The following is an 18,160-nucleotide window of genomic DNA, read 5'->3' as shown; positions in this document are numbered from 1 at the left end:
AGGAGGAGTTTATGGTAAATATAGTAAAACAAGTTGCATCAATATTTATGCTCACATCGACTGTTCTTTTTTTTCCAAACAATTCTGAAGTCGTTATAGATGAAGTATTAACTCTTCCTAAAATCAATAATGACGGAAAAGGCAGTGTATCTATTTTAAATATTGATAATAACACTGGATCCCCTATACAAAATACTGTACATTCGGTTATAAATGAAAATGGTGATATTGTCGAGATATTAGTCACTGATGAAATGGGTATGGCTACATCATCCATGTTTGATCTCGGTACACGTTATACCTTTAGACAAGATAAAATTATGGCACCTTACGAATTAGACAGTCAAGAATATCATCTGACTATTAATAAAAAGCACACGTTAACATTTAAAAATAATATTTCTGATTTTGTAAAAAAAACGGAGCTCTCAGAAGATGGCCAGATAAAAATTACCGAATTATATTTGCCATTTAAACCCATCTTACAACTCCCTGAATTGCCCCAGGGCTGTGAAATTACTGCACTGACCTCCGTTCTCCATTTCTTTAATTATGAGATTACAAAAACGGAGATGGCGGATAATTACTTGCCACAAGAGAGATTAGTAAGGAAAAACAACAAACTATACGGTCCTAATCCGTATAAAGCATATGCTGGTAATCCAAGAAAACTAAGAGCAGGTCTCTTTTCTTATACTCCGCCTATTATAAAAGCTGCCGATGGGTATTTAAATGAAGTTGTCAGCAATTACAAAGTAACAGATTTGACAGGGAGTTCAAAAGAAGAAATAATAGAACAACTAAACAAAGGAATCCCTATTATGGTATGGGTAACTATTGATCTAAAGAAGCCAAGATTAAATATTGAGTGGTATTTTCATGATACTGGAGAATATTTTTTAGGCCCATCCAATTTGCATGTTATGGTATTACATGGATATGATCAAAACAATGTACATGTAATGGATCCACTAAAAGGTAAAATGGTGTATGATGCTAATACATTTTTTGACAGATACTATTCGATAGGAAGTCATGCTATGATGATTACTAGGTGATGTAAAATAAACGACTCAAAACTTAAACTGTAAATTAAAGTAGGTGACTTTTATGGAACATAAAATTTTAGGTGTAATTGGTGGTATGGGTCCTAAGGCAACATCCGTTTTTTTTGATAAAGTAGTTGAAAAAACAGAAGCTCATAAAGACCAGGATCATATAGATATGGTAATCCTAAATCATGCTACGATTCCAGATCGAACTACTGTGATATTAGAAAACAATGAGGATATTTTTTTAGAAGCCATAAGAAAAGATATAAAACTGCTTGAAGCAGCCGAAGTTAATCATATCGCTATCCCCTGCAATACTTCACACTATTTCTATGAAAAATTTATAGAAATGACTGATATTCATATTATCCATATGGTGGATGAAACAGTTAAAAAAATTGCTGAAACTTATGGTGCAGATTGTAAGATTGGAATTATGGCCACAACTGGAACAATAAAAAGTGGAATCTATGAAAAAAGCGCAAAAAAATTCAACATAAACTTAAGCGTGCCAAATCAAGTCCTTCAAGATCAAATTATGAATATCATTTATAATGATATAAAAAATAATTTAAATGCGGATACAAATGAAATACAAGCTATCATCCATGACTTTATTTTTAATCAAAATTGCGATGGTGTAATCTTAGCATGTACTGAGTTTTCTTGTATACAGTTAAGTAAAGAAATTCAAGGATATTGTATTGATGCATTGGACGTGCTTGTGGAAAGGTCTATAGAGCTATCTGGAAAACAGGTGAAAAATTTGCAGCAAAATAAATCAAACGCTGCTATCATATAAAATATACGGACTAGACGCCATTGGGCGTCTTTTTTTATAAAGATGAGCAGAAAAACTTTATTATTATTACTAATCAATCAAACCTTTTAATTTTTTTTCCAAAATTTCAGGTTCAACTGAACCAAGTACTTTATCCACAATCATTCCATCCTTGTCAATGAAATATGTAGTTGGAATAGCCTGTACGATATATGCATCAGCAACCTCTGCATCTTCATCCATCAATACAGGAAATTGAAATCCATAAGTTTGCGCAAATTTAATGGCACTTTTTAATGAATCTTCAGCTGTAATATTGATTGCAACAATTTCTATTGCTGGTTGATACTTGTCGTATAATTTAACAAGCTCAGGAGCTTCTAATTTACAAGGACCACACCAAGATGCCCAAAAGTTAATAATCATTGGCTTACCTAAATTATTATCAAACTTGTAAACCTCATTATTTTGTAGCGTTCTCAAAGAAAATGCAGGAGCCTCTCCTCCAATTTCTGCAAACATTTTATTTCTTAACGCTACACTACGTGCCTCCTCTTCTCCATCAAAAAACAGTATGCTTAAAGTGACCACGCTTACTAATAGCCCAATAATGATAGATCCCTTTTTCATAGTTCATCTCTCCTTTAGTTATTCGTGTATTTTTATATACCAAATACCTATATCATGTATTTTTTCCATCATTTGTCCATTTTATTAATATTTTATATACGTTATGATAGTTAATATTACACCAGGGAGATGACATCATGAGAAAAAAATTGACATCACTGATACTAGGACTAATTTTAAGCGCTTCCATGACAAATACCTCTATTGCTGCCTCGTATACAGTAAATTCGGGAGATTTTTTATGGAAAATAGCAAATGACTATTCTCTAACTATTGCTGAATTAAAATCATTAAATCACTTAACCTCAGATGAGATCTATCCAGGACAAAAGTTGATAGTTTCAAAAGAAATTAATCCGTATACTGTAAAAGCAAATGATACGTTATGGATTATTTCTCAAAGATTAGGAATGAATGCACAAGCTCTAATTGATGCTAATCCTCAAATTTCAAACCCCCATGATTTAAGAGTTGGACAAGTAATTTATATCCCAAACTCAAGTACTAGCAATAATTACATAGTTCAGGCTAATGATACGATGTGGATAATCTCTCAAAGACTAGGAATTAATACACAAGTATTGATAGATGCCAATCCTCAAATCTCAAATCCTAACCATTTAATTGTTGGTCAAACGATTGTTATTCCGAGCTTTAGCTCAAATACAAATATACAAGCAAAATCTCAACATCAACAAAATATTTTTAAAGATGGTATGTTTCCTCTAAAAACAGGCACATATGAATCATATGGAAATAGTTATGGAGATGATAGAAACTATAATCCAAGTGGAACTGGAACTCGAAGTCATGAAGGAATAGATATTATGGCAAATAAGGGCACACCTATTTACAGTGTACTAGATGGAAAAGTGATTAGATACGGGTGGAGCCAATATGGTGGCTGGAGACTGACCGTTCAAGTAGATGATTCTACTCTATTCTACTATGCGCACTTGTCCAAATATGCTAGCGGCATTGGAAAAGGTGCTGAAGTGAAAAAAGGACAAATCATTGGTTATGTTGGAAATACAGGATACGGTCCTGAAGGGACATCAGGAAAATTTGAAAATCATTTACATTTTGGTATATATAAACTACCAAATTGGAATTCAATAGACCCTTACCCCTATCTTAAGAATTGGGAGTAGAATTACATTAAAACCCTCGTTTGAGTTTAGACGAGGGTTTATCAATTTCAAGTTAGTACAAGATCATTTTGGATTAATTGATCTAACGTTTCTCTTTTTACAACTAGTACTGAATTTCCATCTTTCACAAATACCATAGCGGGTCTTGTGATACGATTATAATTGTTTGCCATCGCATATCCATAAGCTCCCGTACAAGGTATAGCTAATATTTCTCCATTTTTTGCGTTAGGTAGTTTAATATCATGGATTAACATATCTCCACTTTCACAACATTTACCTGCTATTGACACAACTTCAACTGGTTCATCATCAACTCTGTTAGCAATAAATGCATTATACTTACTTTGATACAAAGCTGGTCTAAGATTATCCGTCATTCCACCATCAACTGCAACATACTTCTTAATCCCTGGAATCTCTTTTTCTGAACCAATGGTATAAAGTGTAGTTCCTGCTTCACCTACGATGCTTCTGCCTGGTTCAATCCAAATCTCAGGAAGAGTATCCATATGACGATCATTACATTCTTGTTTTACAGTGCCTACAATACTATCAATATATTCTTCTACAATTAAAGGATTATCCTCATCTGTGTAGCGAATACCAAATCCTCCCCCTAAATTTATAACTTGTGTGTCCAAACCAAATTGTTGCTTTGTTGTATTTATTAAATCAAAAAACTTCTGAAGTGCAACAAGATATGCTTTTTTATCAAAAATCTGTGAACCTAAATGACAATGAAATCCTAAGAAATGAAGATTATCTCTCTTATCTAAGCGTTTAATTGCCTCTAAAACCTGACCGCTGATCATATCAAAACCAAATTTTGACTCCTGTTGGCCAGTTTGAATATATTGATGTGTGTGTGCCTTTATCCCTGGGGAAACTCGAAATAAAATAGAAACAATTTGGTTATGTTTTTTGGCTAAACGATTCAATAAATCTATTTCATTAAAATTATCAACAACATAACATCCTACTTTTGCTTGAAGGGCCATTTTAATTTCTTCTGGTGTTTTATTATTTCCATGAAAATGAATACGGGAAGCTGGAAAACCAGATTTCAACGCAGTATACAATTCTCCTGCAGAAACAACATCTATACTTAATCCTTCTTCTTTTATCACTTGGCAAATAGCCATGTTACATAAAGCCTTACTTGCATATGCAATATTAAACTTTACATTATGTTTTTTAAAAGCATTGAAAAATGAACGGATATTGTCTCTAATCAATTTTTCATCATATACGTACAAAGGAGTGCCATATTGAGTTGTTAGGTCTATTGCGTTACATCCTCCAATTTCCAACTGTCCCTGCCCATTACTTTTACTCGTTCCTCCTAAAGCCATTGCTTGTCCCCCTTATTATTCAAAATTCCACTTACCTCATTCATTTGTATTTTCATACTAATTTTGTTATATAATATACTTAAAATACTAAATAATTTAAATGTAAGATATAGTTAAAAATTTGTACTTTACTACATAGTAAATTATACTAAGATAAGAATTTTTATTTAATCAATAAAGAAAACTCGCCGATTGGCAAACCTTTAAGGCGAAGACTGAGGGATAGTTGCCCTTATACTTTACACATTAATCTATTTTATAAATTATTAAAGTGTGAAAAAACTATGTTTGTCCTTTTCATTATTTTCAATAAGGGTGGAATTTAAATATGTTACATATTAATGTAAACTCATTTGTAGTCACTAGATATTTTGCAAAAATCACATGTGAACCAGAGTGGAAATGGATAAAACGAGATGTACCTCTTCCCCATTATGACCTTTTTTATGTCTGGGATGGTCAGGGTGAAGTTGTTGTGAATGATCAAACATTTCAAGTTTCTAAAGGCTCATGTTTTTTGTTTCGACCAGGAGACTTTACAAGTGCAACACATGATCCACAAAACCCATTAACCATTACTTATATTCACTTTTCAATAAAGAAAAAACCTGATCAAATACCAGTTAGATATCGAGTAATAAAAAACACTTTGGATTTTCAAACTATTTTATCTTCTTATGTAAGACTAATGTTGAATGAGGAGGAGTATGCCATGCAAGAAGCTCAACTCATTTTAAAACAGTTAATGATCCATCTTTTACGATCTGATCAAGATTCTGGAAATGATGTTCAACAAAAACAACATCATCTAAAGGAGTCTATTTATGAAGTTGCCAATTACATTCATGAGCATCCAAGCGAGTGGTTTACATTAGAGGAATTAGCAAATAGAGCTCAAATCTCTCCAAGATATTTTTCCTTAAAATTTAAAGAATTGATTGGAAAATCGTTTCGAGAATATATGATTGAATCAAGAATTGAACGAGCGCAGTATTTACTTTATTACACAGGGATGAATGTAACTGAAGTAGCTACTGCACTCGGATATGAAGATATTTATTTTTTCAGTAAACAATTCAAGAAATATAAAGGGTTTAATCCTTCGACACTAAAGTAAATAGATAACTAGAGATTATAAGTTTTTCTAATTCTAAATCCTCCCTGCCTCTAATAACTATTAAGTAAGAATTTTAATACAAGCTTTTTTAAGAGGAGGTAAAAGGAATCATGGAAAATTTAATTAGTGAAATTTCAAATTTTGTCTGGGGACCACCACTTCTTGTATTACTTGTTGGAACTGGAATATATTTAACCTTTCGTCTTGGACTTTTGCAGCTAAGATTATTGCCATACTCTCTAAAACTTGCTTTTACTAGAAACCAAGACAAAAAATCTGAAGGAGATATATCTCACTTTCAGGCACTTATGACTGCACTTGCTGCAACGGTTGGGACAGGGAACATTGTCGGAGTAGCAACAGCAGTAATGTTAGGTGGACCTGGTGCTGTTTTTTGGATGTGGATGACCGCCTTATTTGGAATGGCAACAAAATATGCTGAAGCCATTTTAGCTGTAAAATATCGTGTAAAGAATGCAGACGGAGAAATGTCAGGTGGACCTATGTATTACCTTGAAAAAGGTTTAAAGCAAAAATGGCTTGCCATCCTTTTTGCACTATTTGGGGCAGTTGCTGCTTTTGGCATTGGGAATATGGTTCAATCTAATTCAGTAGCTGGTGCACTAGAGTCTACTTTTTCTGTTCCACCTCTTGCTACAGGACCTATATTAGCCTTGTTGACTGGTTTAGTTATTATTGGAGGCATCAAAATCATAGGAAGAGTTACAGCCTTCTTCGTTCCAATTATGGCACTATTTTATGTGGGTGCTGGTTTAATCATCCTTATATTAAATGCTGAATTAGTTCCAAATGCAATTGCTCTTATTTTCACAGATGCCTTTACGGGGCAAGCAGTTGCAGGGGGCGCACTTGGTGCTGTCATTCGCTGGGGGGTTGCACGAGGTGTATTTTCCAATGAAGCTGGTTTAGGTTCCGCTCCTATTGCTGCAGCCGCAGCTAAAACGGACTATCCAGGTCGTCAAGCCCTTGTTTCAATGACACAAGTATTTATCGATACTATTATCATTTGTTCAATTACAGGAATCGCCCTTGTTATGGGGGACTTATACACAGGGAATTTAGAAGGGTCAGAATTAACCACAAGCACATTTGAATTGTTCTTAGGTTCATCAGGATCTTATATTGTCTCTATTGGTTTAGTTTTCTTTGCCTTTTCTACGATTATAGGATGGTCTTATTACGGAGAGAAGTGTTTTACATACTTGATTAATCATCCTGCTATGAAGTATTTATATCGTGCATTGTTTGTCCTATCAGCTGGAATTGGTGCTGTATTGACTTTAGAAACGGTTTGGGGCATTGCAGATATAATGAATGGGTTGATGGCGATACCTAACTTAATTGGATTACTTGGATTATCAGGTGTAGTCGTTTATGAAACGAAAAAATTCTTGGAAGTATTAAAAGAGGAAAAAGAAAAGAAATTGAGCAATCAAACATAGGTTTTTCAAAAGTCATATATAGAGTAAAAGACTGGGATTGATGTTTTTATCGATGAACGACATAGGGCTGTCTCTTTCATTTTTATGAGACAGCCCTCTTTTCTATTATTCTTAAATATTCAAATAGTTGTTTTTAATTAACTTTTGATACCAATAGTAACTTTCTTTTGGTGTTCTCTCTTGCGTTCGATAATTCACATGGACTAGTCCAAAACGCATGCTATAACCGTATGCCCACTCGAAATTATCCATCATAGACCAGCACATGTATCCTTTTACATTCACACCAGACTCAATAGACCGATGAAGTTGTAGGATATGTTTTTTCAAAAATAAAGTTCTACCCTCATCATTTACAGTACCATCTTTAGGCTCATCATTATAACATGCCCCATTTTCAGTAATATAAATAGGGACTTGTCCATACCGATCTGTAATGAATTTTAAAACATAATACAATCCTTCAGGATAAATGTCCCAACCAATATCTGTTTTATCACGACCGACATTAATTCCTTCATTGTCTAATATATCAGAGCCTTCCTTATATTTTACGACTCCACCTGTATAATAATTAATGCCTAGAAAATCAATAGGTTGATGGATAGCTTCCATATCTCCAGGTAGAACTTTCATCTTCACGCCTTTTTGCTCAAACCAATCCACCATAAATTGCGGATAACTTCCCTTAAACACAGGGTCCATAAACCATTCAACATACCAAGCCCTGCCTCTATTAGCAGTATCAATATCTTCTTGCTTGTTGCTATAAGGTTCATTCCAAATCACGTTGGGTGCATATCCAATTTGACCGTCTATCCCAAGCTCTCTATACTTGCTGATCGTTTTCCCATGTGCAACCAATAAATGATGGGCAACATCCACTGCTATTTGTATATTTTTTTTACCTGGAGCATGATTGCCATAATAGTTGGACAAGAAAGCACTGCACCACATCTCATTAAAAGTCATCCAGTTTTTAATTTTACCTGCAAATTCTTTAAACATTACCTCCGCATAATTTACAAACGCATCAATGGTCTCACGATTCTCCCAACCACCATCATCTTGCAAAGCTTGAGGCAGATCCCAATGATATAATGTACAATACGGTTCTATACCATTTTCTAATAATTTATCTACAAAATTATGATAATACGCTAAACCTTTTGAATTGATTTCACCAGTTCCATTTGGAAAAATTCTAGGCCAGGATACAGAAAATCGATACACTGTGATTCCTAATTGTTTCATTAATTGTATATCTTCTTCATAACGATGATAACTATCACAAGCTACATCTCCGTTGTCTCCCTCAAATACTTTACCAGGAATTCGAGAAAACGTATCCCAGATTGACATTCCTCTTCCGTCTTTATCATATGCACCTTCGATTTGGTAAGCTGCTGTTGCAGTCCCCCATTTAAAATCTTTTGGGAATTGTAATATTGTCATTATTTCACCTCATTAAATAATTCTGGTATTTGAGCAAACGAAAATATCAAGTTCATTTTCATATACTTTAAACTAAATTGCAAATCTGAACTTCATTATAATGAATATTAAGTAGGAATGATATCACCATATTAGGTTTTCATTTATGCTATTTTGGGATTACTACAATAAAAAACTGCGAGAGCCTTGAGAGACTTTCTCGCAGTTTTCATTATTTCTAATACAATAAATAGCGATGAATCAATTAATTAAAAATATACTCATATTTTGGTGTATCGTAAGCAAGTTGACCTTTATTGTACGTATAGAAGAAGTTAATCATACTCCCGGCTTGAAGTCCTGATATCGTGTATTCCCAAGTGCCATTTTTATGAACTGTTCTTACATTTTGCTGCACACCATTATCAATTGTGTAATGTATATCTGCAAAGCCAGAATCAGATGTTGGTACAAACTTGAATACAGCTTGATCTGAATTTAATTTTTCAATAGAAATAGTATAATCTGCCCCAGAAATAATTTCATTATCAGGAACAGCTGGCTCTGTTGGTTCAGTAGGCTCTTCACCACCAGATGGAGATCCTACAGTATAATCATACCAAGGTGAACTATAGGCAGGTGTTCCTTTTGTATACGTATATGAAAAGCTAACCTGACTTCCTTCATTTAAACCTTTAATCGTATATTTCCATACCCCATTATTGTTTTGTGCTCTCACATTTTGCTGTACACCATTGTCTACTTTAAAGTGTAAGTCTACAAAATTTGAAGCAGTAACTGGAGTGAATGACAATGTCAACTCCGTACCATTTTCACTCAAGCTTACTGTATAGTCTTCTTCTACAATATCACTAGAATTCACAGGAGGCTGCTTCGTGGTTACAGTTACCTCATTACTTTCATCAGAAATGTTTCCTGCTTCATCATAAGCACGCACTGTATAATGATAGGTTGTTCCTGCTGATAAACCACTATCCTGATAGCTATTAGCTGTCGTAGTTTGTACTTCAATTCTATCGCGGAATACTTTGTACCCTTTTAAAGTTTCATTATCTGTAGAAGCAGTCCAAGATAAATCAATCGTTGTTTCAGTAACATTAGATGAACTTAATACTGGTACTGAAGGCGCTTCTGTGTCTGGTTCAGGCTCTGGAGATGGTGTTTCCCCACCATTAGGAGCAGATCCTACAGTATAACTATACCAAGGTGTATCATAAGCTGGTGTTCCTAATGTATACGTGTATGAAAATTGAATTTCATTGCCTTCATTTAATCCATAAATCGTGTGAGTCCAAGTTCCATTTTCGTTTATTGCTCTTACGTTTTGCTGGGCACCATTATCAACTGTGTAGTGAATATCAACAAAACTTGAAGTTTCAGATGGAGTAATTGTCAATTTAACATCTGTTCCATTTTCATCAATTTCAATTGAATAGTTTTCTTCTGTGATTACATTACCTGTTTCTCCACTTCCAGGTTCCGTTGGTTCCGTTGGATCAGTAGGTTCAGTTGGTTCTTCTGGGTCAACTGGATCTGTTGGTTCCGTTGGATCGATTGGAGCTGCCTCACCATTCCCGATATTAAATTGGTAAGGTTCAACTGTAATTACAGTACCATCTGAAAACGTTACGTCTCTTGTTTGACCTGTCATATTATATGCTACATAAGTTAATTGATTATCTTTTTTGAATACTGCATATATAGGATAATCTGCTGTAATAGACACATCCTGTGTACCTACAGCGTTCAAGTTGTGAATCCAGTGATACGTATTTGCTTTTGAATTTCCACCTTCTGGTGTATAAACATTTTCTCTTGCGTTATATTGGTTGATTGCATCCTCTGGATTTTCGATCGCACGGTACATCCAAATTAAATCTTCCCAAACATCCCAATTGGTACCGCCATTCTCAGACACTAAAGCATCATAATTCAGTTTTGTGTATTCAGGGTATTGGGTTAGATATAATGATGCCCCTGTGATTGGAAGCCAGTTAATACCGTGGACTTCTTCAGCGTTACCTGTCCACCAAACAGCATCACCAACGGTTTTTCCTCCCCAAACCATACTTGCAGTTGCTTTTGTAAATCCTTCATCATAATTCTCACCAGTTACATCAAACCAATATTCATTAATAGCATTCATTTCTGTTGTATACAGATAAATTCCTAAGTCACGAAGCTCCTTATTGCCTGTTGCTTCACCCCAAAGAATAATTCCTGCCCAAGCATTCATCGCTTCAGAAGAAGACTCATTGTTATTGCCATCAAAGAATTTTGCGTGACCAGAAGCCCATGAATGTCCTGCATACATATCAAAATTTCTAAGGAATGGGAAGGTATCATCATTTCGATCCCAGTTCGCGATATCTTTAATTAAAAGTTCAACCATAGAACCCCAATTCCCATCACTTGACCAATTTTGATCTACACGAGCAATCTCAGCTGCTGCTTTGATAAAATATCCATAGTGAAAATGGTGGTCATTCATTTCTTCAACACTACCAAAACTATCTGGATAACCTAGTAAAGTTCCCCAGTTTTGATTTAAATAAAATACCCATTCAGTGTCTAAATCACCACTATTATCTGCAGTAAACCAATCCTCTAATCCTACCTTGATATCGTTGCGGAATTGTTCTGCTGCTTCCATATCTCCAACTTGTTCAGCAATAGGTGCTAGCGTAGCTAATTTTCCTAATTCTTTTCCATACCAATACGTATCTTTTGCAGAGTTTACTTCATTTTGTGCTTCATTAATATATCCAGCCAGTGTGTTTTTATCATAAGTTCCCAAATCAGGAAGGGATGGTAATACCCCATTAAAAGCCATATTTGTCGTAAATGAACTTCCCTCAGCCACCTTCATCGTACCGCGTACAGAATCATAAGTATAAGATAATAGAGGTGTGTCTGAATTTTTCCATTGGTGAGGGTATAATGCAAAAATGGTTCCTTGTTTAGACTCTTCTTTTACTGTTGTTTCAAATGTATACGTCGTTTTTACATTACTTGTGGCTTCATCATAAGACCAGTCTACTCTAGTATCCGTTACATAAGAGTAAGCATACTCTTTAAACTTTTCCAATGTTTGTACAGAGTTGTCTGGCAATACTGCTACTGTAAAATAATTTTTTCCGTTTAAGTTATTAGTTAATGTTGTTGATCCAATTCCTGACCAAGTAGATCCTGAAGATCCAAACAATGCATAATGGCTGCCTTTTTCGGTCGTGATTCCTAATACATTGCTATTTGCATCTCCATACCATACATTAGGTGCTGTAGAAGGAAAGGAAAGCTGTGGATTTCCACCTTCATATTCAGCAAATACATACGGTGATCCATGACCATATGTAACGGATAATACAGAAGAACCATTTCTAGATTCATTTGTTACAAACCAATCGTTGAAATCATCTACTCTAGTATCTTGAAAAGTGCTTGTTCCAGTATGTCCTAAAACAAAATCATCTATATCGTTAATCCAACCCTTTACGAAACCGCCCTCTCCACTAATATGAAGACTAGGGTTATAGATGCGTAATCCATTCTCTTCATTGCTTACTGCCAAAGGATGTGGATATTGTGGTTGTGCATATTGCTCCCATGCTGTTGAGCTCCACCAATCATTTGTAGGCATTGCTCCAGTAATATTAGAAGTTTTATAGATTTGAGATTGTACATCAGATACTCCAGCAGGTTTTACAATTGAATAACTCCCTGCTCCTAAAGAAACTTCCCCTACAAATGCGTCCGTTTGTGAAACTGGAATAATGGAAATCAATAATGTCATAGCTAAAAAAATTGAAAGTAATTTCTTCATAGAATAATATTTCCTTTCATGATGTAATATTTTTTTGTTACGGAAAGATCTTATGAAATCTCAAGAATATACTTTGAGAAATCCCCAAAGTTATTTGGTGCATATAAAAATTGAATTCGATTTCATTAAACTATAAAATCGCCCCCTGTTTCCATTCCCACTCTAATGGTAACAAACATTACTAGTTGATCCAATGAAAACTCATGGTATTGCAGTGTAAATATGGATGGGATTGTAAAAAAGTGACTGTATGTGAAAATGATGCTCTTTTTAAAGTACTTTTGCGTAGGGTTTATTTACAAATTAGGAGGAAAATGTTAAACAGTAGAATATGAAAAAACTCGGTATTTCTCTTCACTCTACCTCAAATACACAACGATATCTCTCAACTCCTGGATATTTTTCATCTATGCTATAAACTGTAAAACCACTGCTGCGATAAAAATCTACTGCATCATCATCCGTTTCGGATACGACTTGAATAGGTTTTATTATGTTCATCATTGCATTGATCATTAAACTTCCTATTCCTTTATATCGTTGTTCTGGTGAAACAGCGATATGTTTTATCTCCATCTGGTTTCCATTCATTTGGAATCCTATGATTCCTACGACCATGCCTTCCTTTTCGAAGCCATAAATTTTATAATCATCTTCGTTTTTATAATTTTGAACTATTTCTTCTAACCGATTTGAATCAGAAAAAGTACACATCGCAAGTAATTCTATAATTTCAGACTGGTCTAATTGATTTTTTACATTTATCATATCATTGTTCTCCCCTAAAATTTTTATCGAATTAGGCAACTACAGAAGTTGATCTATGATTTTTAATTGGATGTTAAAAATATTAAACTGTAATCCTTTTATTTCTTAAATAACGTTAGTTTTTGCTATAAAAGTTAAGTGCCTTCATTTCTGTTTCTTTAATAAAATTCTCTTTTCCCTCCCAGTAACTTTCTGGATGATTTTCAAATTTACTTGCTAGAATCTCTTTTAAGTCTGCATATTCTTTAGCTACCCCAGGGTAAGCTATTAAGTAATCTCGAAAAGCTAAATGACGCTTTATATTTTCATCCCCTATTTGAAATACATGCACATGATGTGATCGATTTTCTCCACCTTTAGGAAAATATCTGCGGCCTGGTATACCTAACTCTCCTCTTACTTCATAACCAAACGCTTCCATTTCTTCATTGAATAAGTCTATCTCGTCAATATTTTTAACTACTGGGATGATATCAATAATCGGTTTGGCTTTTAAACCAGGTACAGAGGTGCTGCCTATATGATGAATTTCTAACAATTGATCTCCGAAAATTTCTTTTATTTTCAACGCCTCTTCTTGAAACTTGTTTATCCATTCATCTTGATAAGGAACTACTTTAATTATCCTCATGACTCCCTCCCATTATTTCAAAATTAATATTTAATAGTCATTCTTCTACCTGTGATTCCTTGAATGATTTTAGCATACGTTTGATTTCTTTCAAATCAGCTGCCGTTTTTGATGTATCCACTGCCGTACGCACAACATGTTCCAAAATTACTATCAAACCTACAGTAAATCCCGCTAGAATTAGTACAAAAACAAAAACATTCATTTGAATTCACCCTAACTTATTCATTTTTCCAATCTTCTTTCAACAACCCATATACAACATGATGAATATAGCGATTATTAACCCATTCAGCTTTACGAATCGTACCTTCTAAATCAAAACCAAGTCTTTCAGGTATAGTCCTGCTCTTCAAATTGTTTACTCCTGCACGTATCTCTATACGATTTAATTGTAAATCATGAAAAGAATAATTTATCATAGCTCGACAAGCTTTTGTCATAATACCTTTTCCTTGTAATGATTCATCTAACCAATAACCTATAGAGGTTTTTTTATTTAACCAGTCTAGTCTATGTAAACTAATGCAACCTGCAATCCGATCATTGAAAAAAACTCCGCAATCAATCCCATCATTATTTGCAAATTTTTGCAGGGCTGCTTCAATGAATCCTTTTGTATGATCAATTGTATTATTTCCTTTTACCCAAGGTAACCACTCAGCTAAATAATCCTGATTACAACTAACTAGATCAAATAATTGTTCAGCATGTCGAAGTTCTAATATTCTTATATCCAAATGATCTTCAATGATATGTTTAAACATGATCGCACTCCAATCGTTAATTATCTCGTAATTTCAATCCACATGAATTACATTCTATATCCTGAAAAACTTGAGCTCCACAAGCCGGACAGCTTTCTTTATTTAATACAGTTCCACAAGTAGAACATTCTTCTTTATTTAAGAGTATTTTTTCATCACATCCAGGACAGTTTTCATAATTGACAGTTACAAGATTCTCATCCTCTTCTTTCTGACTTTCTTCTTGAATTAACCCACTCTTTTCTAGCTTTTGATTTAACTGTTTCAAGGCTTCAGTTAGTTCTGAGTTATTGATTGCAGATTGGATAACTAGATAAAGTATGAAAAAGAATAAAAACGTAATTATGATATAAATTAATCCCATGATCAATTCACCTCATTCATTTAGATGTCTATCAAACTATTATTATATTTGCTAATATATTTTCAATAAAATCTAACCCATATTATAACATTATTTTTACTTACAAATATCCCAAAATCCCATCTATACATTCAATAATTTAAGAACACAATGAATAAAATCAGGAAGTAAATGGGAAAGTAAAACAAGTTAATTAATCAATTAATAATCAATTGATATTTAGGGAGAAAAAAAGATGGCAAGAATAGGAACAAATTGGAATCCAGAGGATGAGCAGTTTTGGGAAGCTGAAGGAAAAAAACATGCTAGACGTAATTTATGGATTTCAGTACCAGCACTACTTTTGGCGTTTGTAGTATGGCAAATTTGGTCTGTTGTAGCTGTTCGTTTAAATGATGTTGGTTTTAATTTTTCTAAAAGTGAACTATTTACATTAGCGGCCTTACCTGGATTAACTGGAGCTACTTTACGTATTTTTTATACTTTTTTAGTCGGGATATTTGGAGGTCGAAACTGGACAGTGATTTCAACAGCCTCCTTATTGATACCTGCTGTAGGAATTGGGATTGCAGTACAAAATCCTGATACATCATTCGCTACAATGGCTATATTAGCTGCTCTTTGTGGATTTGGTGGTGGTAATTTCTCATCTTCAATGGCAAACATCAGTTTCTTTTACCCAAAAAAATCAAAGGGTGCGGCTTTAGGCATTAACGCAGGAATCGGTAATCTTGGCGTAAGTGTTGTTCAGTTTGCATCTCCGATTGTGATTACCTTAAGTATTTTTGGTGCTTTTGGTGGTACAAGCCAAACTTTAGATGACGGTTCATCGATATGGATTCAAAATGCAGCATATGTATGGGTCGTTCCTATTTTGTTAGTAACTTTTGCAGCATTATTCGGAATGGATAACATCCCTTCTGCCAAACAGTCCATTTCCGATCAATTTGTCATATTCAAAAGAAAACATACTTGGATTATGACATGGTTATATACAATGTGTTTCGGGTCGTTTATTGGTTACTCAGCAGCATTTCCATTATTAATAAAATCAGAGTTTGCAGACCTCAATGTAGTTCATCTTGCTTTTATTGGTCCATTATTAGGTGCTGGTGTTCGTCCTTTAGGTGGATGGATTTCTGATAAACTTGGTGGAGCACGTGTTACATTTTGGGATATCATTATTATGGTTCTTGCAACAATAGGTGTTGTTTATTTCTTAACAATAAATAACTTTATTGGGTTCTTGATTATGTTTTTAATCCTATTCACCACAACGGGAATTGCAAATGGGTCAACATTTCGTATGATTCCATTTATTTTTCCTGAAAAGGAAGCAGCAACTGTACTTGGTTTTACGGCAGCAATAGCGGCTTATGGGGCTTTTTTCATTCCGAAAATTTTTGGATGGTCCATTGATAATACTGGCACTGCTAATATGGCTTTATATTTTTTAATCGCCTATTATGCCATAAGTTTGATCATCACATGGTACTACTATGCTAGAAAAAATGCAGAAGTAAAATGTTAGGAGATGTTAACCTTTGAGCCTTAAGAACTTTTTTAAAACTGGGCATACCCCAACCCTTCTTGCTTCCTTTTTGTATTTCGACATTAGTTTTATGATCTGGGTTATCCTAGGACCAACAGGTACATTTATTGTTGAGGATTTGGGTTTGACTGATTTTCAGAAGGGTATGATGGTCGGAATTCCCGTTTTAGGAGGTGCTTTATTACGTATACCCATGGGGTTATTAGCAGACAGATTTGGCGGAAAACGCATTGGAATGATAGGCATGATTTTAACGATGATCCCACTATTTTGGGGATGGTTACTTGCAGATAATTTACCGCAAATTTATGCCCTAGGATTTCTTCTAGGAATTGCTGGAGCTAGCTTTGCTGTGGCACTTCCTTTAGCAAGTCGATGGTACCCAAAAGAACATCAAGGTTTGGCTATGGGTATTGCTGGAGCTGGGAATAGTGGTACAGTACTAGCTACCCTTTTTGGCCCTCGTATTGCAGAAGCTTATGGTTGGCACAGTGTATTTGGCATCGCACTTATACCACTAATTATTGCTTTCATTGTCTTCATAGTGTTTGCAAAAGAAAACACTGCTGCTGTGAGACCGACAAAAATGTCAGAATATAAACAAGTTATTAAACACAAAAACACATGGTTATTCAGCTTTTTTTATAGCTTATCTTTTGGGGGATTTGTTGGTTTAACGAGTTATTTAACGATCTTTTTTTATGATCAATATGGAGTAAGTAAAGTCACAGCAGGCGATTTTGTTACCATATGTGTATTTGCAGGCAGTTTTGTTCGTCCTATTGGCGGTTTATTAGCAGATAAATACGGTGGTTTGCGACTACTTATATTTTTATTTGGTGGAGCAATGATCACTTTATTCATTGTAGGTATGTTACTACCTTTATATATTTCTTTTACAATGTTATTTCTAACATTAGTTTTTCTAGGAACAGCAAATGGTGCATTATTCCAGGTTATTCCTGTTCAATTCCCCAAAGAAGTTGGACTTGTCACTGGTTTTGTTGGTGCTGCTGGAGGGGTAGGTGGCTTCTTCCTCCCTAACATTCTCGGAAGTTTTAAAGAATGGACTGGTTCGTATTCATATGGATTTTGGTGGGTTTCAGCTACAATTTTGATCGCAATTTTATTTATGTTTTATATGCAAAAATCTATACAAGGCATAATATCAAAACCTAAACATTAAATTATACTATTTTAACATCAACAATGTTCAATGATTTGTAACAATAAAACACTCATGAATGGATT

At 34.4% G+C, this 18,160-nt stretch carries 16 protein-coding genes; 7 read left to right on the top strand and 9 right to left on the bottom strand.

The features are described 5' to 3' along the window. The first annotated feature begins 11 nt into the window (after positions 1-11). Both ERL59_RS14310 and ERL59_RS14305 read left to right on the top strand, forming a co-directional pair. A complete protein-coding gene (locus ERL59_RS14310; RefSeq protein ID WP_160646904.1) occupies positions 12-1,058 on the top strand; it encodes a C39 family peptidase in 1,047 nt (348 codons plus the stop codon). 52 nt (positions 1,059-1,110) lie between these two features. Next, positions 1,111-1,854 carry an aspartate/glutamate racemase family protein gene (locus ERL59_RS14305; protein ID WP_160646903.1) on the top strand — a complete coding sequence of 248 codons (744 nt, stop codon included), beginning with the start codon at positions 1,111-1,113 and terminating at the stop codon, positions 1,852-1,854. 69 nt (positions 1,855-1,923) lie between these two features. Here ERL59_RS14305 and ERL59_RS14300 read toward each other — a convergent pair whose 3' ends face one another. Then, positions 1,924-2,463, bottom strand: coding sequence for a TlpA family protein disulfide reductase (locus ERL59_RS14300; RefSeq protein ID WP_160646902.1), 540 nt, complete (start codon positions 2,461-2,463; stop codon positions 1,924-1,926). Positions 2,464-2,600: 137 nt separating this feature from the next. On the opposite strand from ERL59_RS14300, the gene ERL59_RS14295 reads away from it, so the two are divergent. Next, complete coding sequence (locus ERL59_RS14295; protein WP_160646901.1) at positions 2,601-3,614, top strand: LysM peptidoglycan-binding domain-containing protein; 1,014 nt, start codon at positions 2,601-2,603, stop codon at positions 3,612-3,614. Positions 3,615-3,661: 47 nt separating this feature from the next. Here the strand turns inward: ERL59_RS14295 and lysA are convergent, their stop codons facing one another. Further along, positions 3,662-4,969 carry a diaminopimelate decarboxylase gene (lysA, locus tag ERL59_RS14290; protein WP_160646900.1) on the bottom strand — a complete coding sequence of 436 codons (1,308 nt, stop codon included), beginning with the start codon at positions 4,967-4,969 and terminating at the stop codon, positions 3,662-3,664. A 328-nt stretch (positions 4,970-5,297) separates the two neighbouring features. Between lysA and ERL59_RS14285 the strand changes: the two genes are divergently transcribed. Next, the gene (locus ERL59_RS14285) at positions 5,298-6,086 is read left to right on the top strand and encodes an AraC family transcriptional regulator (protein ID WP_160646899.1); all 789 of its coding nucleotides are present in this window, start codon (positions 5,298-5,300) and stop codon (positions 6,084-6,086) included. 110 nt (positions 6,087-6,196) lie between these two features. Continuing rightward, a complete protein-coding gene (locus tag ERL59_RS14280; protein ID WP_160646898.1) occupies positions 6,197-7,549 on the top strand; it encodes an alanine/glycine:cation symporter family protein in 1,353 nt (450 codons plus the stop codon). 111 nt (positions 7,550-7,660) lie between these two features. Here ERL59_RS14280 and ERL59_RS14275 read toward each other — a convergent pair whose 3' ends face one another. The 7 genes from ERL59_RS14275 to ERL59_RS14245 form a co-directional block, all read right to left on the bottom strand. Next, a complete protein-coding gene (locus ERL59_RS14275) occupies positions 7,661-9,004 on the bottom strand; it encodes a GH1 family beta-glucosidase (RefSeq protein WP_160646897.1) in 1,344 nt (447 codons plus the stop codon). Positions 9,005-9,248: 244 nt separating this feature from the next. Further along, positions 9,249-12,827 (bottom strand): glycosyl hydrolase, encoded by a 3,579-nt coding sequence (locus ERL59_RS14270; protein ID WP_160646896.1) that lies wholly within the window; start codon positions 12,825-12,827, stop codon positions 9,249-9,251. A 354-nt stretch (positions 12,828-13,181) separates the two neighbouring features. Then, positions 13,182-13,595, bottom strand: a complete 414-nt coding sequence (locus ERL59_RS14265; RefSeq protein ID WP_160646895.1) for a GNAT family N-acetyltransferase — start codon at positions 13,593-13,595, stop codon at positions 13,182-13,184. A 115-nt stretch (positions 13,596-13,710) separates the two neighbouring features. Further along, the gene (locus tag ERL59_RS14260; RefSeq protein WP_160646894.1) at positions 13,711-14,226 is read right to left on the bottom strand and encodes a GrpB family protein; all 516 of its coding nucleotides are present in this window, start codon (positions 14,224-14,226) and stop codon (positions 13,711-13,713) included. Between the two features lie 37 nt (positions 14,227-14,263). Continuing rightward, positions 14,264-14,431 carry a hypothetical protein gene (locus tag ERL59_RS14255; RefSeq protein ID WP_160646893.1) on the bottom strand — a complete coding sequence of 56 codons (168 nt, stop codon included), beginning with the start codon at positions 14,429-14,431 and terminating at the stop codon, positions 14,264-14,266. Between the two features lie 16 nt (positions 14,432-14,447). Then, the gene (locus ERL59_RS14250) at positions 14,448-14,993 is read right to left on the bottom strand and encodes a GNAT family N-acetyltransferase (protein WP_160646892.1); all 546 of its coding nucleotides are present in this window, start codon (positions 14,991-14,993) and stop codon (positions 14,448-14,450) included. A gap of 16 nt (positions 14,994-15,009) precedes the next feature. Continuing rightward, positions 15,010-15,357: a hypothetical protein gene (locus ERL59_RS14245; protein ID WP_160646891.1), complete on the bottom strand. Its 348-nt coding sequence runs from the start codon at positions 15,355-15,357 to the stop codon at positions 15,010-15,012. A 235-nt stretch (positions 15,358-15,592) separates the two neighbouring features. On the opposite strand from ERL59_RS14245, the gene ERL59_RS14240 reads away from it, so the two are divergent. Together ERL59_RS14240 and ERL59_RS14235 are read left to right on the top strand one after the other, a co-directional pair. Next, entirely contained in the window at positions 15,593-16,888 is a 1,296-nt protein-coding gene (locus tag ERL59_RS14240; RefSeq protein WP_160646890.1) for a NarK family nitrate/nitrite MFS transporter, read from the top strand. 13 nt (positions 16,889-16,901) lie between these two features. Continuing rightward, positions 16,902-18,095: a nitrate/nitrite transporter gene (locus ERL59_RS14235; protein WP_160646889.1), complete on the top strand. Its 1,194-nt coding sequence runs from the start codon at positions 16,902-16,904 to the stop codon at positions 18,093-18,095. Positions 18,096-18,160 lie beyond the last annotated feature (65 nt).

This window comes from Chengkuizengella marina (assembly GCF_009910845.1).
GTDB lineage: Bacteria > Bacillota > Bacilli > Paenibacillales > KCTC-33759 > Chengkuizengella > Chengkuizengella marina.
Note: the sequence above shows the minus strand (reverse complement) of the source record. Positions and strands in the feature narration are given on the sequence as shown.